The 14,481-nt window shown below is 69.5% G+C and carries 15 protein-coding genes; 11 read left to right on the top strand and 4 right to left on the bottom strand.

Annotated features, from left to right (window positions below; genetic code table 11):
- Positions 1 to 59 precede the first annotated feature (59 nt).
- The 7 genes from HFL01S_RS06780 (at position 60) to HFL01S_RS06755 (ending at position 7,206) form a co-directional block, all read left to right on the top strand.
- Positions 60 to 1,187, top strand: a complete 1,128-nt coding sequence (locus tag HFL01S_RS06780) for an efflux RND transporter periplasmic adaptor subunit (protein WP_245644746.1) — start codon at positions 60 to 62, stop codon at positions 1,185 to 1,187.
- 12 nt (positions 1,188 to 1,199) lie between these two features.
- Positions 1,200 to 4,454, top strand: coding sequence for an efflux RND transporter permease subunit (locus HFL01S_RS06775; protein ID WP_066256455.1), 3,255 nt, complete (start codon positions 1,200 to 1,202; stop codon positions 4,452 to 4,454).
- A gap of 35 nt (positions 4,455 to 4,489) precedes the next feature.
- Complete coding sequence (locus tag HFL01S_RS06770) at positions 4,490 to 4,726, top strand: YgaP family membrane protein (RefSeq protein ID WP_066256453.1); 237 nt, start codon at positions 4,490 to 4,492, stop codon at positions 4,724 to 4,726.
- A gap of 27 nt (positions 4,727 to 4,753) precedes the next feature.
- On the top strand, positions 4,754 to 5,797 hold the full coding sequence (locus tag HFL01S_RS06765; RefSeq protein WP_066256451.1) for an SLAC1 anion channel family protein: 1,044 nt from the start codon (positions 4,754 to 4,756) through the stop codon (positions 5,795 to 5,797).
- Positions 5,798 to 5,815: 18 nt separating this feature from the next.
- A complete protein-coding gene (locus tag HFL01S_RS06760; RefSeq protein WP_084383130.1) occupies positions 5,816 to 6,109 on the top strand; it encodes a metal-sensing transcriptional repressor in 294 nt (97 codons plus the stop codon).
- 94 nt (positions 6,110 to 6,203) lie between these two features.
- Complete coding sequence (locus HFL01S_RS25365; RefSeq protein ID WP_169802313.1) at positions 6,204 to 6,437, top strand: hypothetical protein; 234 nt, start codon at positions 6,204 to 6,206, stop codon at positions 6,435 to 6,437.
- A 16-nt stretch (positions 6,438 to 6,453) separates the two neighbouring features.
- Positions 6,454 to 7,206, top strand: a complete 753-nt coding sequence (locus HFL01S_RS06755) for a sulfite exporter TauE/SafE family protein (protein ID WP_066256597.1) — start codon at positions 6,454 to 6,456, stop codon at positions 7,204 to 7,206.
- Here HFL01S_RS06755 and HFL01S_RS06750 read toward each other — a convergent pair.
- From HFL01S_RS06750 to HFL01S_RS06735, 4 genes are read right to left on the bottom strand one after another with little or no spacing between them, the layout of a single operon-like run.
- Positions 7,203 to 7,808, bottom strand: coding sequence for an exopolysaccharide biosynthesis protein (locus HFL01S_RS06750; RefSeq protein ID WP_066256448.1), 606 nt, complete (start codon positions 7,806 to 7,808; stop codon positions 7,203 to 7,205). The genes HFL01S_RS06755 and HFL01S_RS06750 overlap by 4 nt on opposite strands.
- Before the next feature lie 22 nt (positions 7,809 to 7,830).
- Positions 7,831 to 8,241, bottom strand: a complete 411-nt coding sequence (locus HFL01S_RS06745) for a hypothetical protein (protein ID WP_066256445.1) — start codon at positions 8,239 to 8,241, stop codon at positions 7,831 to 7,833.
- A gap of 4 nt (positions 8,242 to 8,245) precedes the next feature.
- Positions 8,246 to 8,635 carry a hypothetical protein gene (locus HFL01S_RS06740; protein WP_066256443.1) on the bottom strand — a complete coding sequence of 130 codons (390 nt, stop codon included), beginning with the start codon at positions 8,633 to 8,635 and terminating at the stop codon, positions 8,246 to 8,248.
- A gap of 34 nt (positions 8,636 to 8,669) precedes the next feature.
- A complete protein-coding gene (locus HFL01S_RS06735) occupies positions 8,670 to 9,350 on the bottom strand; it encodes a Bax inhibitor-1/YccA family protein (protein WP_066256442.1) in 681 nt (226 codons plus the stop codon).
- A gap of 103 nt (positions 9,351 to 9,453) precedes the next feature.
- On the opposite strand from HFL01S_RS06735, the gene HFL01S_RS06730 reads away from it, so the two are divergent.
- The 4 genes from HFL01S_RS06730 to HFL01S_RS06715 all read left to right on the top strand — a co-directional run bounded on the left by HFL01S_RS06730 (position 9,454) and on the right by HFL01S_RS06715 (position 14,462).
- Positions 9,454 to 10,341, top strand: coding sequence for a LysR substrate-binding domain-containing protein (locus tag HFL01S_RS06730; RefSeq protein ID WP_066256439.1), 888 nt, complete (start codon positions 9,454 to 9,456; stop codon positions 10,339 to 10,341).
- Between the two features lie 157 nt (positions 10,342 to 10,498).
- A complete protein-coding gene (locus HFL01S_RS06725) occupies positions 10,499 to 11,806 on the top strand; it encodes an SWIM zinc finger family protein (RefSeq protein ID WP_245644745.1) in 1,308 nt (435 codons plus the stop codon).
- Positions 11,803 to 13,359: a DUF5691 domain-containing protein gene (locus tag HFL01S_RS25895; protein ID WP_157538782.1), complete on the top strand. Its 1,557-nt coding sequence runs from the start codon at positions 11,803 to 11,805 to the stop codon at positions 13,357 to 13,359. The genes HFL01S_RS06725 and HFL01S_RS25895 overlap by 4 nt, the downstream gene beginning before the upstream one ends.
- Positions 13,356 to 14,462: an AAA family ATPase gene (locus HFL01S_RS06715; RefSeq protein ID WP_066256433.1), complete on the top strand. Its 1,107-nt coding sequence runs from the start codon at positions 13,356 to 13,358 to the stop codon at positions 14,460 to 14,462. Before HFL01S_RS25895 ends, HFL01S_RS06715 begins: the two co-directional genes overlap by 4 nt.
- The last annotated feature ends 19 nt before the right edge of the window (positions 14,463 to 14,481 follow it).

The following is a 14,481-nucleotide window of genomic DNA, read 5'->3' as shown; positions in this document are numbered from 1 at the left end:
CGGGGGTCTTGTACCCCTGGGGGTATGTATGTATACTGCGGCAGGTATAGGAGATTGCCATGCCCGTCCATGCACACGCCCCGTTGTTTTCGTCCCTGAACCCTGTCCGCTCCGCGCGCCTGCTGCTGGCCTCCGGCCTGCTCGCCATGGGCGCCGCCCAGGCCGCCGATCCGGCCCCCGCATCGGCGGGCCCCCAGGTGCCCGTGGTCGCTGTGGGTGCGCAGGCGGTGGCGGGCAGCGCCGAGTTCGACGGCAGCCTGCAGGCGGTGCGCCAGAGCGTGCTGTCGGCCCAGGCCAGCGGCCGCATCGCCACGCTGTCGGTCAAGGCCGGTGACCGTGTCCAGGCCGGCCAGGTGCTGGCCGTGATCGACGACCGTGCCACCCAGGTCGGTGTGGCGCAGGCGCAGGCCGGCGTTGCGCAGGCCCAGGCCAGCCTGGCCAATGCCAAGGCGGCCTACGAACGCACCAAGGAACTGCGCGCGCAGGGCTTCATCGCCCAGGCTGCGCTCGATTCGGCGCTGGCGCAGTACCGCGCCGCCGAAGCCGGTGCCGCCGCCGCCCGCGCCGGACAGACCCAGGCCAGCGTGGCCCAGGGCTTCACCCGCCTGACCGCGCCCTGGGACGGCTGGGTGCTGGCGACGCACGCCGAGGCCGGCGCTCTGGCCATGCCCGGTGCGCCCATCCTCACCGTCTACGCGCCGCAGCCGATTCGCGCCGTGGTGCACGTGCCGGCCTCGCAGCAGCCGCTGGCGCTGTCGGTCTCGCAGGTCGAGGTGCAACTGCCCGGCACCGACAAATGGGTCAGCCCCGCCGCCAAGACCACCGTGCCCGCCGCCGACCCGGTGTCGCAGACGGTGGAGTGGCGCCTGAACCTGAGCGAGGCCGACGGCGCCGGCCAGGTGCCGGGGCGCCAGGTGAAGGTGCGCTTCGTCGGCAGCGCCGCCCAGGCTGCGCCGCAGCGCCTGGTGGTGCCGGCCACGGCCTTGCTGCGCCGGGGCGAGCTGACCGGCGTCTACGTCGTGACCGCCAAGGGTGACGCCGCGAAAGGCTTTGCGCTGCGCGCGGTGCGCACCGGCGCCACCCACGGCGACGGCGTCGAGGTGCTGGCGGGCCTGAAGGCAGGCGACCAGGTGGCGCTCGATCCCGTGCGCGCCGGTCTGGCCGGCGCCACGCCCGTGGCGAAGTAAGAGGCCACCACCATGAGCCACCCCAACGAACCTTCCACGCTGGAGAAGCTGGGCTTCTCCGGTTCCGTGGCGCGGGCCTTCCAGGCCAACGCCATCACGCCGCTGCTGGCGCTGGTCGCGCTGCTGCTGGGCCTGTTCGCCGTGCTGGTCACCCCGCGCGAAGAGGAGCCGCAGATCAACGTGACCATGGCCAACGTGATCATCCCGTTCCCCGGCGCCTCCAGCGCCGACGTGGAGAAGATGGTCGCCGCCCCGGCCGAACACGTGCTCTCGCAGATCCAGGGCATCGAACACACCTATTCGGTCGCGCGCCCTGGCGTCGCGGTGCTGACGGTGCAGTTCAAGGTCGGCGTGCCGCGCACCGAAGCGCTGGTGCGCCTGTACGACGTGCTGAACGCCAACCAGGACTGGCTGCCGCAGGGCCTGGGCGTGCTTACCCCCATCGTGAAACCCAAGGGCATCGACGACGTGCCCGTGCTCGCGGCCACGCTGTGGACCGCCGACGCGCAGAGCGCACACGACCTGGAGCGCGTGGCGCACGCGGTCGAGACCGAACTCAAGCGCGTGCCCGGCACGCGCGAGGTGGTCACCATCGGCGGTCCCGGCCGCGCGGTGCATGTGTGGCTCAACCCCAACCAGCTGCGCGAGCGCGGCGTGAGCGTGCAGCAGCTGCACGGCGCCATCGCGGCGGCCAATCAGGCGCTGCCCTCGGGTTCGGTGGTCAACACCAACCCGGCCCCCGGCGAGCCCGGCATGCTGTCGGTGGAAACCGGCGAGTTCCTGCAGAACGAGCAGGACGTGGGCGACATCGTGGTTGGCGTGAACGCGGGTCGCCCGGTCTACCTGCGCGAGGTCGCGCGCGTCGAAGCCGGCGCCCAGCTGCCGCAGCGCTATGTGTGGTTCACGCCCGGCGTGGCCGATGCGGCGCACGCTGCCCAGCAGGGCCAGAACCACCCGGCCGTGACCATCACCGTCACCAAGAAGCCCGGCGAGAACGCGGTGGACGTGGCGCGCGGCGCGGCCGAGCGGCTGGACAACCTGAAGAACACGGTGATCCCCGACGACGTGCAGGTCAGCATCACGCGCGACTACGGCCAGACCGCGGCCGACAAGGCCAACAAGCTGATCCAGAAGCTGATCTTCGCCACCGCCAGCGTGATCGTGCTGGTCGGCCTGGCGCTGGGCCGGCGCGAGGCGGTCATCGTCGGCGCGGCGGTGATCCTCACGCTCACGGCCACGCTGTTTGCCAGCTGGGCCTGGGGCTTCACGCTCAACCGCGTGTCGCTGTTCGCGCTGATCTTCTCCATCGGCATCCTTGTGGACGACGCCATCGTGGTGGTGGAGAACATCCACCGCCACCGCATGCTCACGCCGCACGATCCGCTGTCGGTCATCATCCCGCGCGCGGTCGACGAAGTGGGCGGCCCCACCATCCTGGCCACCTTCACCGTGATCGCGGCCCTGCTGCCCATGGCCTTTGTGTCCGGGCTGATGGGCCCGTACATGAGCCCGATCCCGATCAACGCCAGCATGGGCATGGCGATTTCGCTGGCCATCGCCTTCACCGTCACGCCCTGGCTCGCGCTCAAGCTGACGAAGGCCGACGGCCATGCCGACCACGGCCCGGGCAAGCTCACCAGCGCGCTGCAGAACACCTTCACGAAAATTCTGACGCCCTTCCTGGAGAGCGCCCGCAAGCGTTGGCTGCTGCTGGCCGGCATCCTCGCGGCGCTGCTGCTGTCCGTGGGCCTGGCCGTGGTGCAGTGGGTGGTGCTGAAGATGCTGCCCTTCGACAACAAGAGCGAGTACCAGGTGGTGGTCGACATGCCCGCGGGCACGCCGCTGGAAGGGACGACCGCGGCGCTGCAGGACGTGACGGCCTGGCTGGCCACGCAGCCCGAGGTGGCCAACGTGCAGGGCTACGCTGGCACGGCCAGCCCCATCACCTTCAACGGCCTGGTGCGCCAGTACTACCTGCGCGCCGAGGCCGAAGGTGGCGATCTGCAGGTCAACCTGGTCGGCGCGCACGACCGCAGCGAAAAGAGCCACGCCATCGCCCAGCGCCACCGCCCCGAACTAGAAAAGATCGCCGCCGCCCACGGCGCGCGCGTGAAAGTGGTCGAAGTGCCGCCTGGCCCGCCGGTGATGTCGCCCATCGTGGCCGAGGTCTATGGCCCCGACCAGGCCGGCCGTGCCGAGCTGGCGCAGCGCGTGGCCAAGGCCTTTGCCGGCACGCCCGACATCGTGGGCGTGGACACCTCGCTCAAGGAGAACGCGCCGCGCGCCTTCCTGCGCATCCAGCGCCAGCGCGCCGAGTCGCTGGGCATTCCGGTGCAGGTCATCGCGCAGACGGTGTATGCCGCGCTCTCGGGTTCCGACGCCGCCTACCTGCACGACGGCCACGCCAAGTTCGCGGTGCCGGTGCGCATCCAGCTGCCGCGCGAAGCCCAGGTGGGCCTGAACGCCGTGCTGGCCCTGCCGCTGAAGGCCGCCAACGGCGCCATGGTGCCGCTGTCCGAACTGGTCACCGTCGAGCGCGGCGTGATCGACCAGCCGCGCTTCACCAAAGACCTGCTGCCCGTCACCTACGTGTTCGGCGACATGGCCGGCAAACTCGACTCGCCGCTGTACGGCCTGTTCGGTATCCGCCCGGCCATGAAGGACGCCGCGCTGCCCAACACCGGCGAGATTGGCGAGTACTGGATCAGCCAGCCCAAGGACCCGTACCGCCAGTACGCGGTGAAGTGGGACGGCGAGTGGCAGATCACGTATGAGACCTTCCGCGACATGGGCGCGGCCTACGGCGTCGGGCTGATCCTGATCTACCTGCTGGTGGTGGCGCAGTTCAAGAGCTACCTCACGCCGCTGATCATCATGGCGCCCATCCCGCTGACCATGATCGGCGTCATGCCCGGCCACGCGCTGCTGCAAGCGCAGTTCACCGCCACCTCCATGATCGGCATGATCGCGCTGGCCGGGATCATCGTGCGCAACTCCATCCTGCTGGTGGACTTCATAGAGCTGGAAATGAAACGCGGTGTGCCCTTTGCGCAGGCGGTGGTGCAGTCGGCCGCGGTGCGCGCGCAACCCATCGCGCTGACCGGCCTGGCCGCCATGATGGGCGCCTTCTTCATCCTCGACGACCCGATCTTCAACGGTCTGGCCATTGCGCTGATCTTCGGCATCGCCGTGTCGACCATGCTGACCCTGGTCGTCATCCCTGTTCTCTACTACGCCATGTACCGCAAGAAGTACGAAGCGGCGTGACCCTGTGTGCTTCCATCTTTTTCAAGGAGTCTGAAATGACCATCGAACGCCTCATCCGCATCATGGCCGGCACCGTCGTGCTGGTCTCGCTTGCGCTGGGTTACCACGGCAGCCCCATCTTCGTCAGCGAGTGGTTCCTCGCGCTGACCGCCTTCGCCGGCTTCAACCTGGCGCAGTCGGGCATCACCGGCTTCTGTCCGCCCGCCATCCTGTTCAGGAAGATGGGCGTGCCCGAGGGTGGCTCGGCCTGCGGCACCGGAAAATGCGGCTGACCTGAACCCGTGCGAGCACCGAACACCATGTCCTCACCCACGCCCCTGAAGTTCCTCATGCCCGGCTGGTTCTCGCTGGTCATGGGCCTGTGCGGCCTCGCGCTGGCCTGGCACCGCGCAGGACCCTTGCTCGGCGAGATGGCCGAGGGGCTGGCGCTGGTGGCGGGGCTGTTGGCGCTGCTCGTGTTTGCCGTGCTGCTCGTGGCCTCGCTGCTGCGCTGGCAGCGCTACCCGGCGGCGCTGGCCGAGGACCTGAAGCATCCGGTGCGCCACGCCTTCGTGGCCGCGTTCCCGGTGTCGCTGCTGCTGCTGGCGACGGTCGGGGTGGCGCTGGGTGGTGCCTCGGGCGAACTGGCGCCGGTGTGGCGCGCGCTCTGGTGGGCTGGCAGCCTGATGCAGCTCTGGGCCACGCTGTGGGTGCTGGGCCGCTGGCTCGCGCCCGCGGTGGGTGCCACGCCAGGCAACACCGGGCTGTGGCCCTCGGTCACGCCGGTGCTGCTGATCCCGGTGGTGGGCAATGTGCTCGCGCCGCTGGCCGGTGTGCCGCTGGGCCACGGTGGCTGGGCGATGGCGCAGTTCGGCATCGGGGCCTTCTTCTGGCCGGTGGTGCTGGCGCTGATGCTGGCGCGGCGCATCGCGCACAGCCCGCTGCCCGACCGCCTGCTGCCGGCGTGGATGATCACCGTCGCGCCGCCGGCCGTGATCGGCCTGGTGCTGGCGCAGCTGGTCGAGCGTGGGCAGGCGCCGCTCTGGGCGGTGCAGGGTCTGTGGGGCATCGCGCTGTTCTTCCTGCTGTGGGTGGCGCCGGTGCTCAAGCGCGCGGTGGCACAGCCCTTTGGCATTCCGTTCTGGGCCCTGTCGTTCCCGCTCGCGGCCTTCACCACACTCACCCTGCGCCTGCTGGCGCTGCAGGAGCAGTCCGGCGGTCTGCTGCAGACGGCTGCCGTGCTGCTGCTGGCCGCCACGTCCATGGTGGTGCTGTGGCTGGGCTTTGCCACCGTGCGCGGCCTGCGCGACGGCTCGCTGCTCGCGCCCGAGCCGGTGGCCGCCATCACGCCGGTGTCTGCCTGATCCCCACCGAAACCCCCCATGACCGCGCCCCGCACCCTGGCCACCGAACGCAAGGCCGAGCTCATGCACCGGCTGCGCCGCGCCGAAGGGCAGGTGCGCGGTCTGCAGAAGCTGCTGGAAGAGGGCGCCGACTGCGCCAAGATCGCCCAGCAGCTGCTGGCCACGCGCCACGCGCTGGACAGCACCTACGTGCGGCTGAACCTCTCGCTGGCCGAGCAGGAGCTGACCGCCTGCGGTGGCGCCACCGCCGACCCGCAGACGGTCAGCGAGGTGCTGGGACGCCTGCAGGACAAGCTCGGCCGCTCGCGATAGGCCGCGCGCCCGCGGGGCGATGCATCTGGTTGCAGCTCGGGAACGGGGGGCTTTGGTATGCTGGCCTCCCTCTGAAAACCGACCTGTTCCATCCATGAAGACCGTCCTCGCCGCCGCCCTGCTGCTGTCCCTGGTTGCCTGTTCGTCCACCCCCAAGGCCGAGTGGGTCAAGCCCAAGGCCAGCAAGGACGACGCCTACACCCAGCTCTCCGATTGCCAGTACCAGGTCGGCCTGGCCAAGGTGCCCGAGGACGAGCGCGAGCAGATGGTGGCCCACTGCATGCGCGGCAAGGGCTTCCGCTACGTGGCCATCCCCGCTGCCAAGTGAGCCCGGCCTGGACCTCCTGAGCTCCGCGCCGCTGCTGGCGGCCGCCGCGTTCGGCGCGGGGGCCCTCAATGCCATCGCCGGCGGCGGCAGTTTCCTCACCTTTCCTGCGCTGGTGTTCACCGGCGTGCCGCCCATCGTCGCCAACGCCACCAGCGCGCTGGCGGTGAGCCCCGGGTATCTCGGCAGCACGCTGGGCTTCAAGGCCGAATTGCGCGAACTGCCGGCGCAGCGGCTGCGGCGTGAAATGCTGATCGCGGCCATCGGCGGCGTCGCGGGTGCGCTGCTGCTGCTGGTCACGCCCGCCAAGCTGTTCACTGGCATCGTGCCCTGGCTGCTGCTGTTCGCCACCGTGCTGTTTGCGGCCGGCCCGGCCATCGCCCGCCGTGCGCAGGCCGCCTCGGCCGGCGGCCATGGCCTGGTGCGCTGGCGCGAACCCGGCCTGATGGCGGTGGCCATCTACGGCGGCTACTTCAACGGCGGGCTGGGCATCCTGCTGATGGCGCTGTACACGGTGGCCGGCGAGACGCGGCTGAACACCGTCAATGCGCTCAAGAACCTCAACTCGCTGGTGCTGTCCTGGCTGTCCGTGGCCGCCTTCGTGCTCGCGGGCGCCATCGCCTGGAAAGAAGGCCTGCTGATGATGGTCGCGGCCACGGCAGGCGGCTACTTTGGCGCGCGCTGGTCCAAGTCGCTGCCGGTGGTCTGGGTGCGGCGCGGGGTGATCGTCACCGGGCTGGTGATGAGCGCGGTGTTCTTCTCAAGGCTCTAGAGTCCGAACCAGGTGCCCATGTGCTGCCAGGCCGCGAACGCCAGGTGGCCCACCGATATGGCGTAGCCCACGCCCACCGCGCCGGTGGCCGCGGACAGCAGCAGCGCAATGCCGTCGCGGAACAGCCAGCCCAGGCTCAGCAGCATCAGGCTGGTGCCGGGCAGCACATTGCCCAGCGGCAGCGGCAGGAAGATCAGCGCCGCCATCAGCGCGATCCACAGCGCCCACCAGAACCGGGCACGGCTGTGGCACAGCGCCTGCCAGCGCGGGCACATCCAGCGCTCGGCGCGCTCGTAGGTCCAGGCGAGGCCATGCAGGCAGCGGCGGGTCCAGGTTTCGTTGAGAGTCAGCCGCGCCAGCCGATCGGGCAGGGGCAGGGTGTCCCGCCCGCGCAGCCAGGCGCCGGCCAGGGCGAAGATGCCGAGGCTGAGCACCGTGCCCGCCCCGGCGATGGGCACCGTGCTCAGCAGCGCCATCAGCATCAGCAGCACCGCGCCCGAGCCCTCGCCGTGCAGCTGCAGCAGCTCCCGCAGCGACAGGCGCAGGGCCTGCGGCGCCCCGGTGGCCGCGCCGCGCAGGCGCTGCGCGATGCCCTCGTTCACCGGACACTCCCCCGTGTGGCGTTCATGCGCCCACGGGCCTCACGCCGGTCTGCTGCGCCGTGGCGCGTCCGACCAGCCAGTGCAGCAGGCCGGCGATGGCCAGCATCGGCACCAGCACCAGGCCCCAGCCGAACCACAGCAGCGGGCCGACCCAGGCCATCAGCGCGTCGCCCGAGGGCATCACCGCGCCCAGCCATTCCACCAGCGACACCACGAACGATTGCAGCGCGGCGATTGATGCGGTGTCGATCCAGGGCTCCAGCCAGGCGGGCACGGGCGGCAGCGCCAGGCTTCCGACCGTGCCTGCCGCGCCCTGCAGCGACCCGGCTTCGATGGCCGACAGCAGCCAGCCGGTGAGCTGGTGCACGACGGCGATGAAGCCGGTCCACAAGGCCGCCAGCAGGGCGGTGAGACTCCAGATGAGGGTTTTCATGGCGTCACACCAGCACCGGTCGGCGCCACGCCGCGCTCAGTGCATCCAGCAGCTCCACCTCGCCATCGGCCAGATGACCGTCGGACAGCATCAGCGTCTCGCACTGCAGCAGGATCAGGTCCTGCAGGCCCCGGTCCGTGACCTCGCTCATCAGCTGGTCGCGGATGGCGGGGTCGACCGCGCCGGTCCACTGCCCGCCGCCGGCCAGCAGCAGGTCCTGGCAGAAGTCGTCCACCACCCCCTTGAAGGCTTCGGGGCTCAGGCCCAGGCGCTCGGGCGCCTGTTGCCGGTCGAGGGCGCGGATCTCGGTCATCGAGTACTGGCCGTCGGCCAGCATGGCCATGGCCAGCACGCGGGCGGCGGCTTCGGGGCTGTTGACGGGATAGGCTTTCATGCGGGACTCCTGGTGGGTTGGGTTGCAGAAACGCTCAGTCGTTGCCGCCGATGCCAAACAGGCTCAGCAGGCTGGTGAACAGGTTGAAGGCAGAGACGAACAGGCCGACCGTGGCCAGCACGTAGTTGGTCTCGCCGCCGTTGACGATGCGGCTGGTCTCGAACAGGATCAGGCCGACCGACAGAAGGGCCACCATGGCCGAGACGGCCAGCGCCAGCGCGGGCATGGTGAAGAAGTAGGCCACCACGGCCAGCACGATGGCGATCACCATGCCGGCGAACAGGAAGCCGCCCATGAAGCTGAAGTCGCGCCGCGTGGTCAGCACGTAGGCCGAAAGGGCGACGAAGGTCGCGCCCGTGGCGGCCAGCGCGGCCACGATGGTGCCGGCGCCGCCGGGCAGTTCCAGCGTGCGCGAGAGCAGCGGGCCGAGCGTGTAGCCCATGAAACCGGTCAGGGCGAACACGGCGGGCAGCGCCCAGCCGCTGTTCTGCAGCTTGTGCACCGCGAACAGCAGGCCGAAGTAGCCCACCGGCGTGATGATCAGCCCGGGTGCGGGCCAGCTGTTGGCGACCGCGAGGGCCGCGACGCCGGCGGCGAACAGGATGGTCAGCGACAGCAGGGCGTAGGTGTTGCGCAGGACCTTCGCGGCCTGCGGACGGTCCAGCGACAGGGAGCTGCCGGTGGACAGGGAAGGGATGCGACGGACTTGTGCCATGAGGGTTCTCCTGAAAGGGAACAAAGGGAGGCTGAAAGATAGGGTTCCCACGCTCACATAAAAAGCAGACAATGGCGAAGAGTTTTTCCCAAAAAGGCGAAGAATGAATCAGGAACTCAATTACAAGCACCTCTATTACTTCTGGGTCACGGCCAAGGAAGGCGGCATGTCGCATGCGGCGGCCCGGCTGGGCATGGCTGTGCAGACCATCAGTGCGCAGGTGCGTCTGCTCGAGCAGTCGCTGGGCCACGCGCTGTTCAAGCCGGCCGGGCGCGGGCTGGCGCTGACCGACGCGGGGCAGGCAGCGCTGCAGGTGGCCGAGCAGATCTTCCACCTTGGCGAGCATCTGCGCGCGGCGGTGCGCGACGCCACCAGCCAGACCTCGGTGCGGTTGGTGGTCGGCATCTCGGACGGGCTGGCCAAGCTGGCGGTGCGTGAGCTGCTGGCGCCGGCGCTGGAGGAGCCGCGGCTGCGCCTGGTCTGCCATGAAGACGACTTCGACGACCTGCTGGCCGACCTGGCGCTGCACCGCCTGGACGTGGTGCTGTCCGACCGGCCCGCGCCGGCGAACCCCAACCTCAAGCTCTACAGCCACGCCATGGGTTCGTCGCCGCTCGGCTGGTACGCGCCGAAGGAGTGGCTGGCGCAGGCGCGCAAGGACTTCCCGCGCTGCCTGGCCGAGGTGCCGGTGCTGCTGCCCAGCGCTCACGCCTCGGTGCGCATGCGCATCGATCAGTGGTTCGAGCAGCAGGGGGTGCTGCCCAACGTGGTCGGCGAGTTCGAGGACAGCGCGCTGCTGGTCACCTTCGGTTCCTCGGGCATGGGGGTGTTCCCCGCGTCCGAGCGCATGCGCGAGAAGCTCTCCAGCGGCTACGGCCTCGAATGGTTCGCGCCCTGCGAAGGCGTGCAGGAGCACTTCTACGCCATCGGCACGGCGCGCAAGGTGCAGCACCCGCTGGTGCAGAAGCTGCTGGCGGCGGTGGTGCCCTGAGGGCCGTGCCGTTCTCGTCCGTAGAATGTTTTGCAAAGCAACACCACGTTTTTGGGGAGCAGCTGTTGGGTTCTGGGGTCCGGTTGATTGATCCGTGCCGATGTGGGGCTTGTGCCCGATGGCTGGCGAAGGGGGTGTGATGCAGGACGCGGCTTCTGTGCTCGCGCTGGCGCCCGATGAGGCCTCCGTCAAGGCCGCACGTGGTCTCGTGGCGCCCGCCAAATGGCCCATGCTGGGTGCCGATGCCGCGGCGGTTTGGGGGGAGTGCCAAGGCAGTGGGTCCAAGCCGTATCAGACGCAAGTGGATTTGTCGGGCCCCGCGTTCCGTTGCTCCTGCCCCAGCCGGAAGTTCCCCTGCAAGCACGGGCTGGCACTGCTGCTGCTTCGGGTGAGCGACCCGGGGCGCTTTCAGGCTGCCCGGCCCGCCTGGGTGGATGAATGGCTGGCTTCCCGGGAACAGAAGGAAAAGAAGAAAGAGGAACGGGAAGAGCGCAAAGCCCATGTGCCGCTGGCCGATCCGAAGAGCGCGGCCCTGCGCGAGACCCAGCGCTGGGAGCGGATCGAAGGGGCGGTCCAGGAGCTGCAGCGTTGGATGGCCGATCAGTTGGCCCATGGTCTGGGCTTGGTGATGGCCGATTCATTGGAGGGGTGGCGAAGCATGGCCGCCCGAATGGTGGACGGCCAGGCGCCGGGTCTGGGGCAGCGGCTGCTTCAGGCGGCCGAGCGGGTTCGCCAGGATGCTGACTGGCCCGAACAGGTGATGCACCGACTGGGCCTGCTGCAACTGGCCTGTGACGGCGTGCAACGCCGCACCAGCTTGCCAGAGGAGGTGCAGGCCGATTTGCGCGAGGTGGTGGGTTGGCCCATGGACAGGGATGGTGTGCTGGCGCGTGGGGACGCCGTCGAAGACGCCTGGTCGGTGCTGGGGGTGGTGCAGGAACAGCGCGAAGCCAAGCTGGTCGAGCGGCGCGTGTGGTTGCAAGGCCAGCACAGCCAGCGGCGCGCGCTGCTGCTGGAACACGCCTACGGAGGGCGTGGATTCGAGCAGGCCTGGATGGCTGGGCGCCAGGCCCAGGCGACGTTGCATTTTTTCCCCGGTGCCGCGGGCTTGCGCGCGCTGTGCAGCGAGTCTGAGCTGCTTGGAGCGGCGCACTGGCCCAACGAGACCTTGGAACAGGAATGGGACCGCATCGCCCGGCGCGTGGCCGCCTCGCCCTGGTCCTCCACGCACCCTCTGGTGTTGCGGGACGCAACGCTTGAGCGCACGGCGACGGGATGGCGCTGCGTGGCGCAAGGTCGTGATCTGAACGTCCGCACAGACGAGGCGCTGGGCTGGCAACTGCTCGCACGCAGCGGTGGGCATCCTGTCCACCTCGCAGGCGAATGGGATGGCGAGGTCTTTTCGCCCATGAGCGCCTGGCGTGACGATCTGGCGGCACCACTCTGGGTCCGGACGCTCACATGAGTGACCGTGTGTTCGCTCCGTTGCTGCCCATGGCGCTGGTGGGCACCGATCGCCACGCAGGGGGCTGGCCCGTCTGGCCGGGGGATCATGGCGCCTTGATCGCTGAGGCGATCGGTGGAGACACCCCGCCTGCGACCGGCTTGCTGCGCGTCGCTGGTGTGTTGGCACTCTGTCATCTGGCCGGGTCCATGGGACGGCCGGTGACCGAGCAGGCCCGACCAGGGGCCGATCCGGACGTTCTTTCCCCGCTGGAGGACATGCGTCTTGTGGCGCTGATGGAGTGGGTGTTGCAACAGGGGCCTGTGCGGCTGGCCGGCGAGTGCCTGGCCACGCTCTCGCAGCGCGGGTTGCGACTGCCCGCAGCGTTGCTGCCAACGGCACTCGACGCCAGTCGGCGGGTCATGGCCTTGAGGTCATGGCTGGCACCGGTGCTGGGCACCACGGGGTGCTGGCTGGCAGCGCAGCGCGAGGACTGGAAGCATGCCGTTGGCGTGCAGACCACCAGCCAGAGCGATGAGGTGGTGTGGCTCGAAGGCAACCTGGAGCAGCGCAGTGCCTTCCTGCGGCAGGAGCGCAGCACGGCGCCGGACCAGGCCCGCGAGCGGCTGATCGCCGTTCTGCCCGAGCTGGCGGCGCGCGAGCGCCTTGAACTGGTTCAGACGCTGGGCGTGGGGCTTTCCCTGCGGGACGAGCCGCTGCTCGAACGCCTTCGAACCACCGATCGCGGGGGTGAGGTGCGCCAGGCCGCGCTGAGCCTGCTGCTCCGCCTGCCCCTGGCCGCCCACCCCCGGCGCGCCATGGCCCGGCTGGCACCGCTGGTCACCCAGCACAGGGGACTGATTCAGAAGCGCTGGGTTGTCGAAGCCCCCGCCGCCGCTGCGGCCGACTGGGCGGCCGATCAGGTGGAGGCCAAGAAGCCCGCACACGAGAGTCTGGGTGAACGCGCCTGGTGGCTGTACCAGCTGGCCCGCCAGGTTCCGCTGGGCTGGTGGACCGAACACACCGGCATGGCGCCCAAGGATCTGCTGGCCTGGAGCGTCAAGGGCGACTGGAACAAGGCGCTCACCCGGGCCTGGTTCGAGGTCCTGCTGGCCACACCCGAGCCCGACTGGGCCGATGCCTTCGTCCATGCGCCACCGGACGCGGTCAAGGGTCTGGACACCCACCGGCTGGTGCCCATGTTGTCCCGCGCTGCGCGCGATGCGCGCTGGGAACATGTGCTTCAACAGGGGGGCGCTGGGGCCGCGGCCGTGTTGCCTGAGCTGGTGGCGGCCTGCCAGTTGCAACCCGGCAATGCCATGGCACGCCTGAGCCCGGGGGTTTCGAACCGCCTGATGGCCTGGGTCCAGGACCGCCTGGCGGCACAGGACGCCCACCAGCAGTGGGTGGTGCGCAACCACCTCCCCGATCTTTGCAGCATCGTCGATGCCTCGGCATTGCCGGCCCTCAGGGCGCTGCCGCGCAGCGCCGACGAAACCGCAGCCATGGCCGAACTCATGCATGCCCTGGCGCAGATCATCGACACACGAGAAGCACTGGAAACCATACGATGAACACCCTCACATCCTCCGCCCCGTCCGAAGCCGTGATGCGGCGCCACGCCGAACAGCAATACGCCGAAGAACTCGCCGAGCTGGCGCGCCAGGACCAGCGTGCCCGCCCCGCCAACTGGGCGCTTTCGCCCTGGGGCGTGGTGCGCTACCTCATGGGTGGGCGACTGGACAATGGTTTTGAAGTCAGCCCCAAGTACGTGGGCAACGAGCGTCTGATGGAAGTGGCGGTGGCCACGCTGGCCACCGACCGCGGGCTGCTGCTCTATGGTGTGCCGGGCACGGCGAAATCCTGGGTTTCAGAGCACCTGGCTGCGGCCATCAGCGGTGACTCCACACTGCTGATCCAGGGCACGGCGGGCACCAGCGAAGAACAGTTGCGCTATGGCTGGAACTACGCCCAGCTGCTGGCCCATGGCCCGTCTGAAAAGGCCTTGGTGCCCAGCCCTCTGATGAACGCCATGCGCCTGGGCAAGATCGCGCGGGTCGAAGAGCTCACCCGCATTCCCGCCGATGTGCAGGACACCCTGATCACCGTGCTGTCGGAAAAGACCCTGCCGATCCCCGAGCTGGGTACCGAGGTGCAGGCGGTTCGTGGCTTCTCGGTCATCGCCACGGCCAACAACCGCGACAAAGGCGTCAACGAGCTGTCGTCCGCTCTCAAGCGCCGCTTCAACACCGTGGTGCTGCCCGTGCCCTCGAGCGAGGAGGAAGAGGTGGGCATCGTGATGCGGCGTGTGGCCGACATGGGGCGTGCGCTGCAGTTGCCCGCGGAGCCGCCTGCGCTCAAGGAGGTGCGGCGCATCGTGCAGATCTTCCGCGAGCTGCGCAACGGCAAGACCGAGGACGGGAAGACCCAGGTCAAGTCGCCCAGCGCCACCCTGTCCACCGCCGAGGTGATTTCGGTCATCAACAACGGGATGGCGCTGGCGGGCCACTTCGGCGACGGCGTGCTGCGGCCGCACGACATGGCCTCGGGGGTCATCGGGGCCATCGTCAAGGACCCGGTGCAGGACGCCGTGGTCTGGAACGAATACCTGGAGGCCGTCGTCAAGGAGCGCAGCGACTGGAAGGACCTGTACCGGGCCTTCCGCGATCTGGGTTGACATCGGCCTGGCCCTGGAG

Origin of the sequence: Hydrogenophaga flava NBRC 102514, from assembly GCF_001571145.1 — a bacterium.
GTDB classification, from domain to species: domain Bacteria; phylum Pseudomonadota; class Gammaproteobacteria; order Burkholderiales; family Burkholderiaceae_C; genus Hydrogenophaga; species Hydrogenophaga flava.
Note: the sequence above shows the minus strand (reverse complement) of the source record. Positions and strands in the feature narration are given on the sequence as shown.

Bases quoted from the DNA above. Each gene is read 5' to 3' on its own strand.
- HFL01S_RS06775 (WP_066256455.1), top strand. From the start codon at position 1,200: ATGAGCCACCCCAACGAACCTTCCACGCTGGAGAAGCTGGGCTTCTCC.
- HFL01S_RS06780 (WP_245644746.1), top strand. From the start codon at position 60: ATGCCCGTCCATGCACACGCCCCGTTGTTTTCGTCCCTGAACCCTGTC.
- HFL01S_RS06765 (WP_066256451.1), top strand. From the start codon at position 4,754: ATGTCCTCACCCACGCCCCTGAAGTTCCTCATGCCCGGCTGGTTCTCG.
- HFL01S_RS06730 (WP_066256439.1), top strand. From the start codon at position 9,454: ATGAATCAGGAACTCAATTACAAGCACCTCTATTACTTCTGGGTCACG.
- HFL01S_RS06760 (WP_084383130.1), top strand. From the start codon at position 5,816: ATGACCGCGCCCCGCACCCTGGCCACCGAACGCAAGGCCGAGCTCATG.
- HFL01S_RS06745 (WP_066256445.1), bottom strand. From the start codon at position 8,241: ATGAAAACCCTCATCTGGAGTCTCACCGCCCTGCTGGCGGCCTTGTGG.
- HFL01S_RS25895 (WP_157538782.1), top strand. From the start codon at position 11,803: ATGAGTGACCGTGTGTTCGCTCCGTTGCTGCCCATGGCGCTGGTGGGC.
- HFL01S_RS06715 (WP_066256433.1), top strand. From the start codon at position 13,356: ATGAACACCCTCACATCCTCCGCCCCGTCCGAAGCCGTGATGCGGCGC.
- HFL01S_RS06770 (WP_066256453.1), top strand. From the start codon at position 4,490: ATGACCATCGAACGCCTCATCCGCATCATGGCCGGCACCGTCGTGCTG.
- HFL01S_RS25365 (WP_169802313.1), top strand. From the start codon at position 6,204: ATGAAGACCGTCCTCGCCGCCGCCCTGCTGCTGTCCCTGGTTGCCTGT.
- HFL01S_RS06735 (WP_066256442.1), bottom strand. From the start codon at position 9,350: ATGGCACAAGTCCGTCGCATCCCTTCCCTGTCCACCGGCAGCTCCCTG.
- HFL01S_RS06740 (WP_066256443.1), bottom strand. From the start codon at position 8,635: ATGAAAGCCTATCCCGTCAACAGCCCCGAAGCCGCCGCCCGCGTGCTG.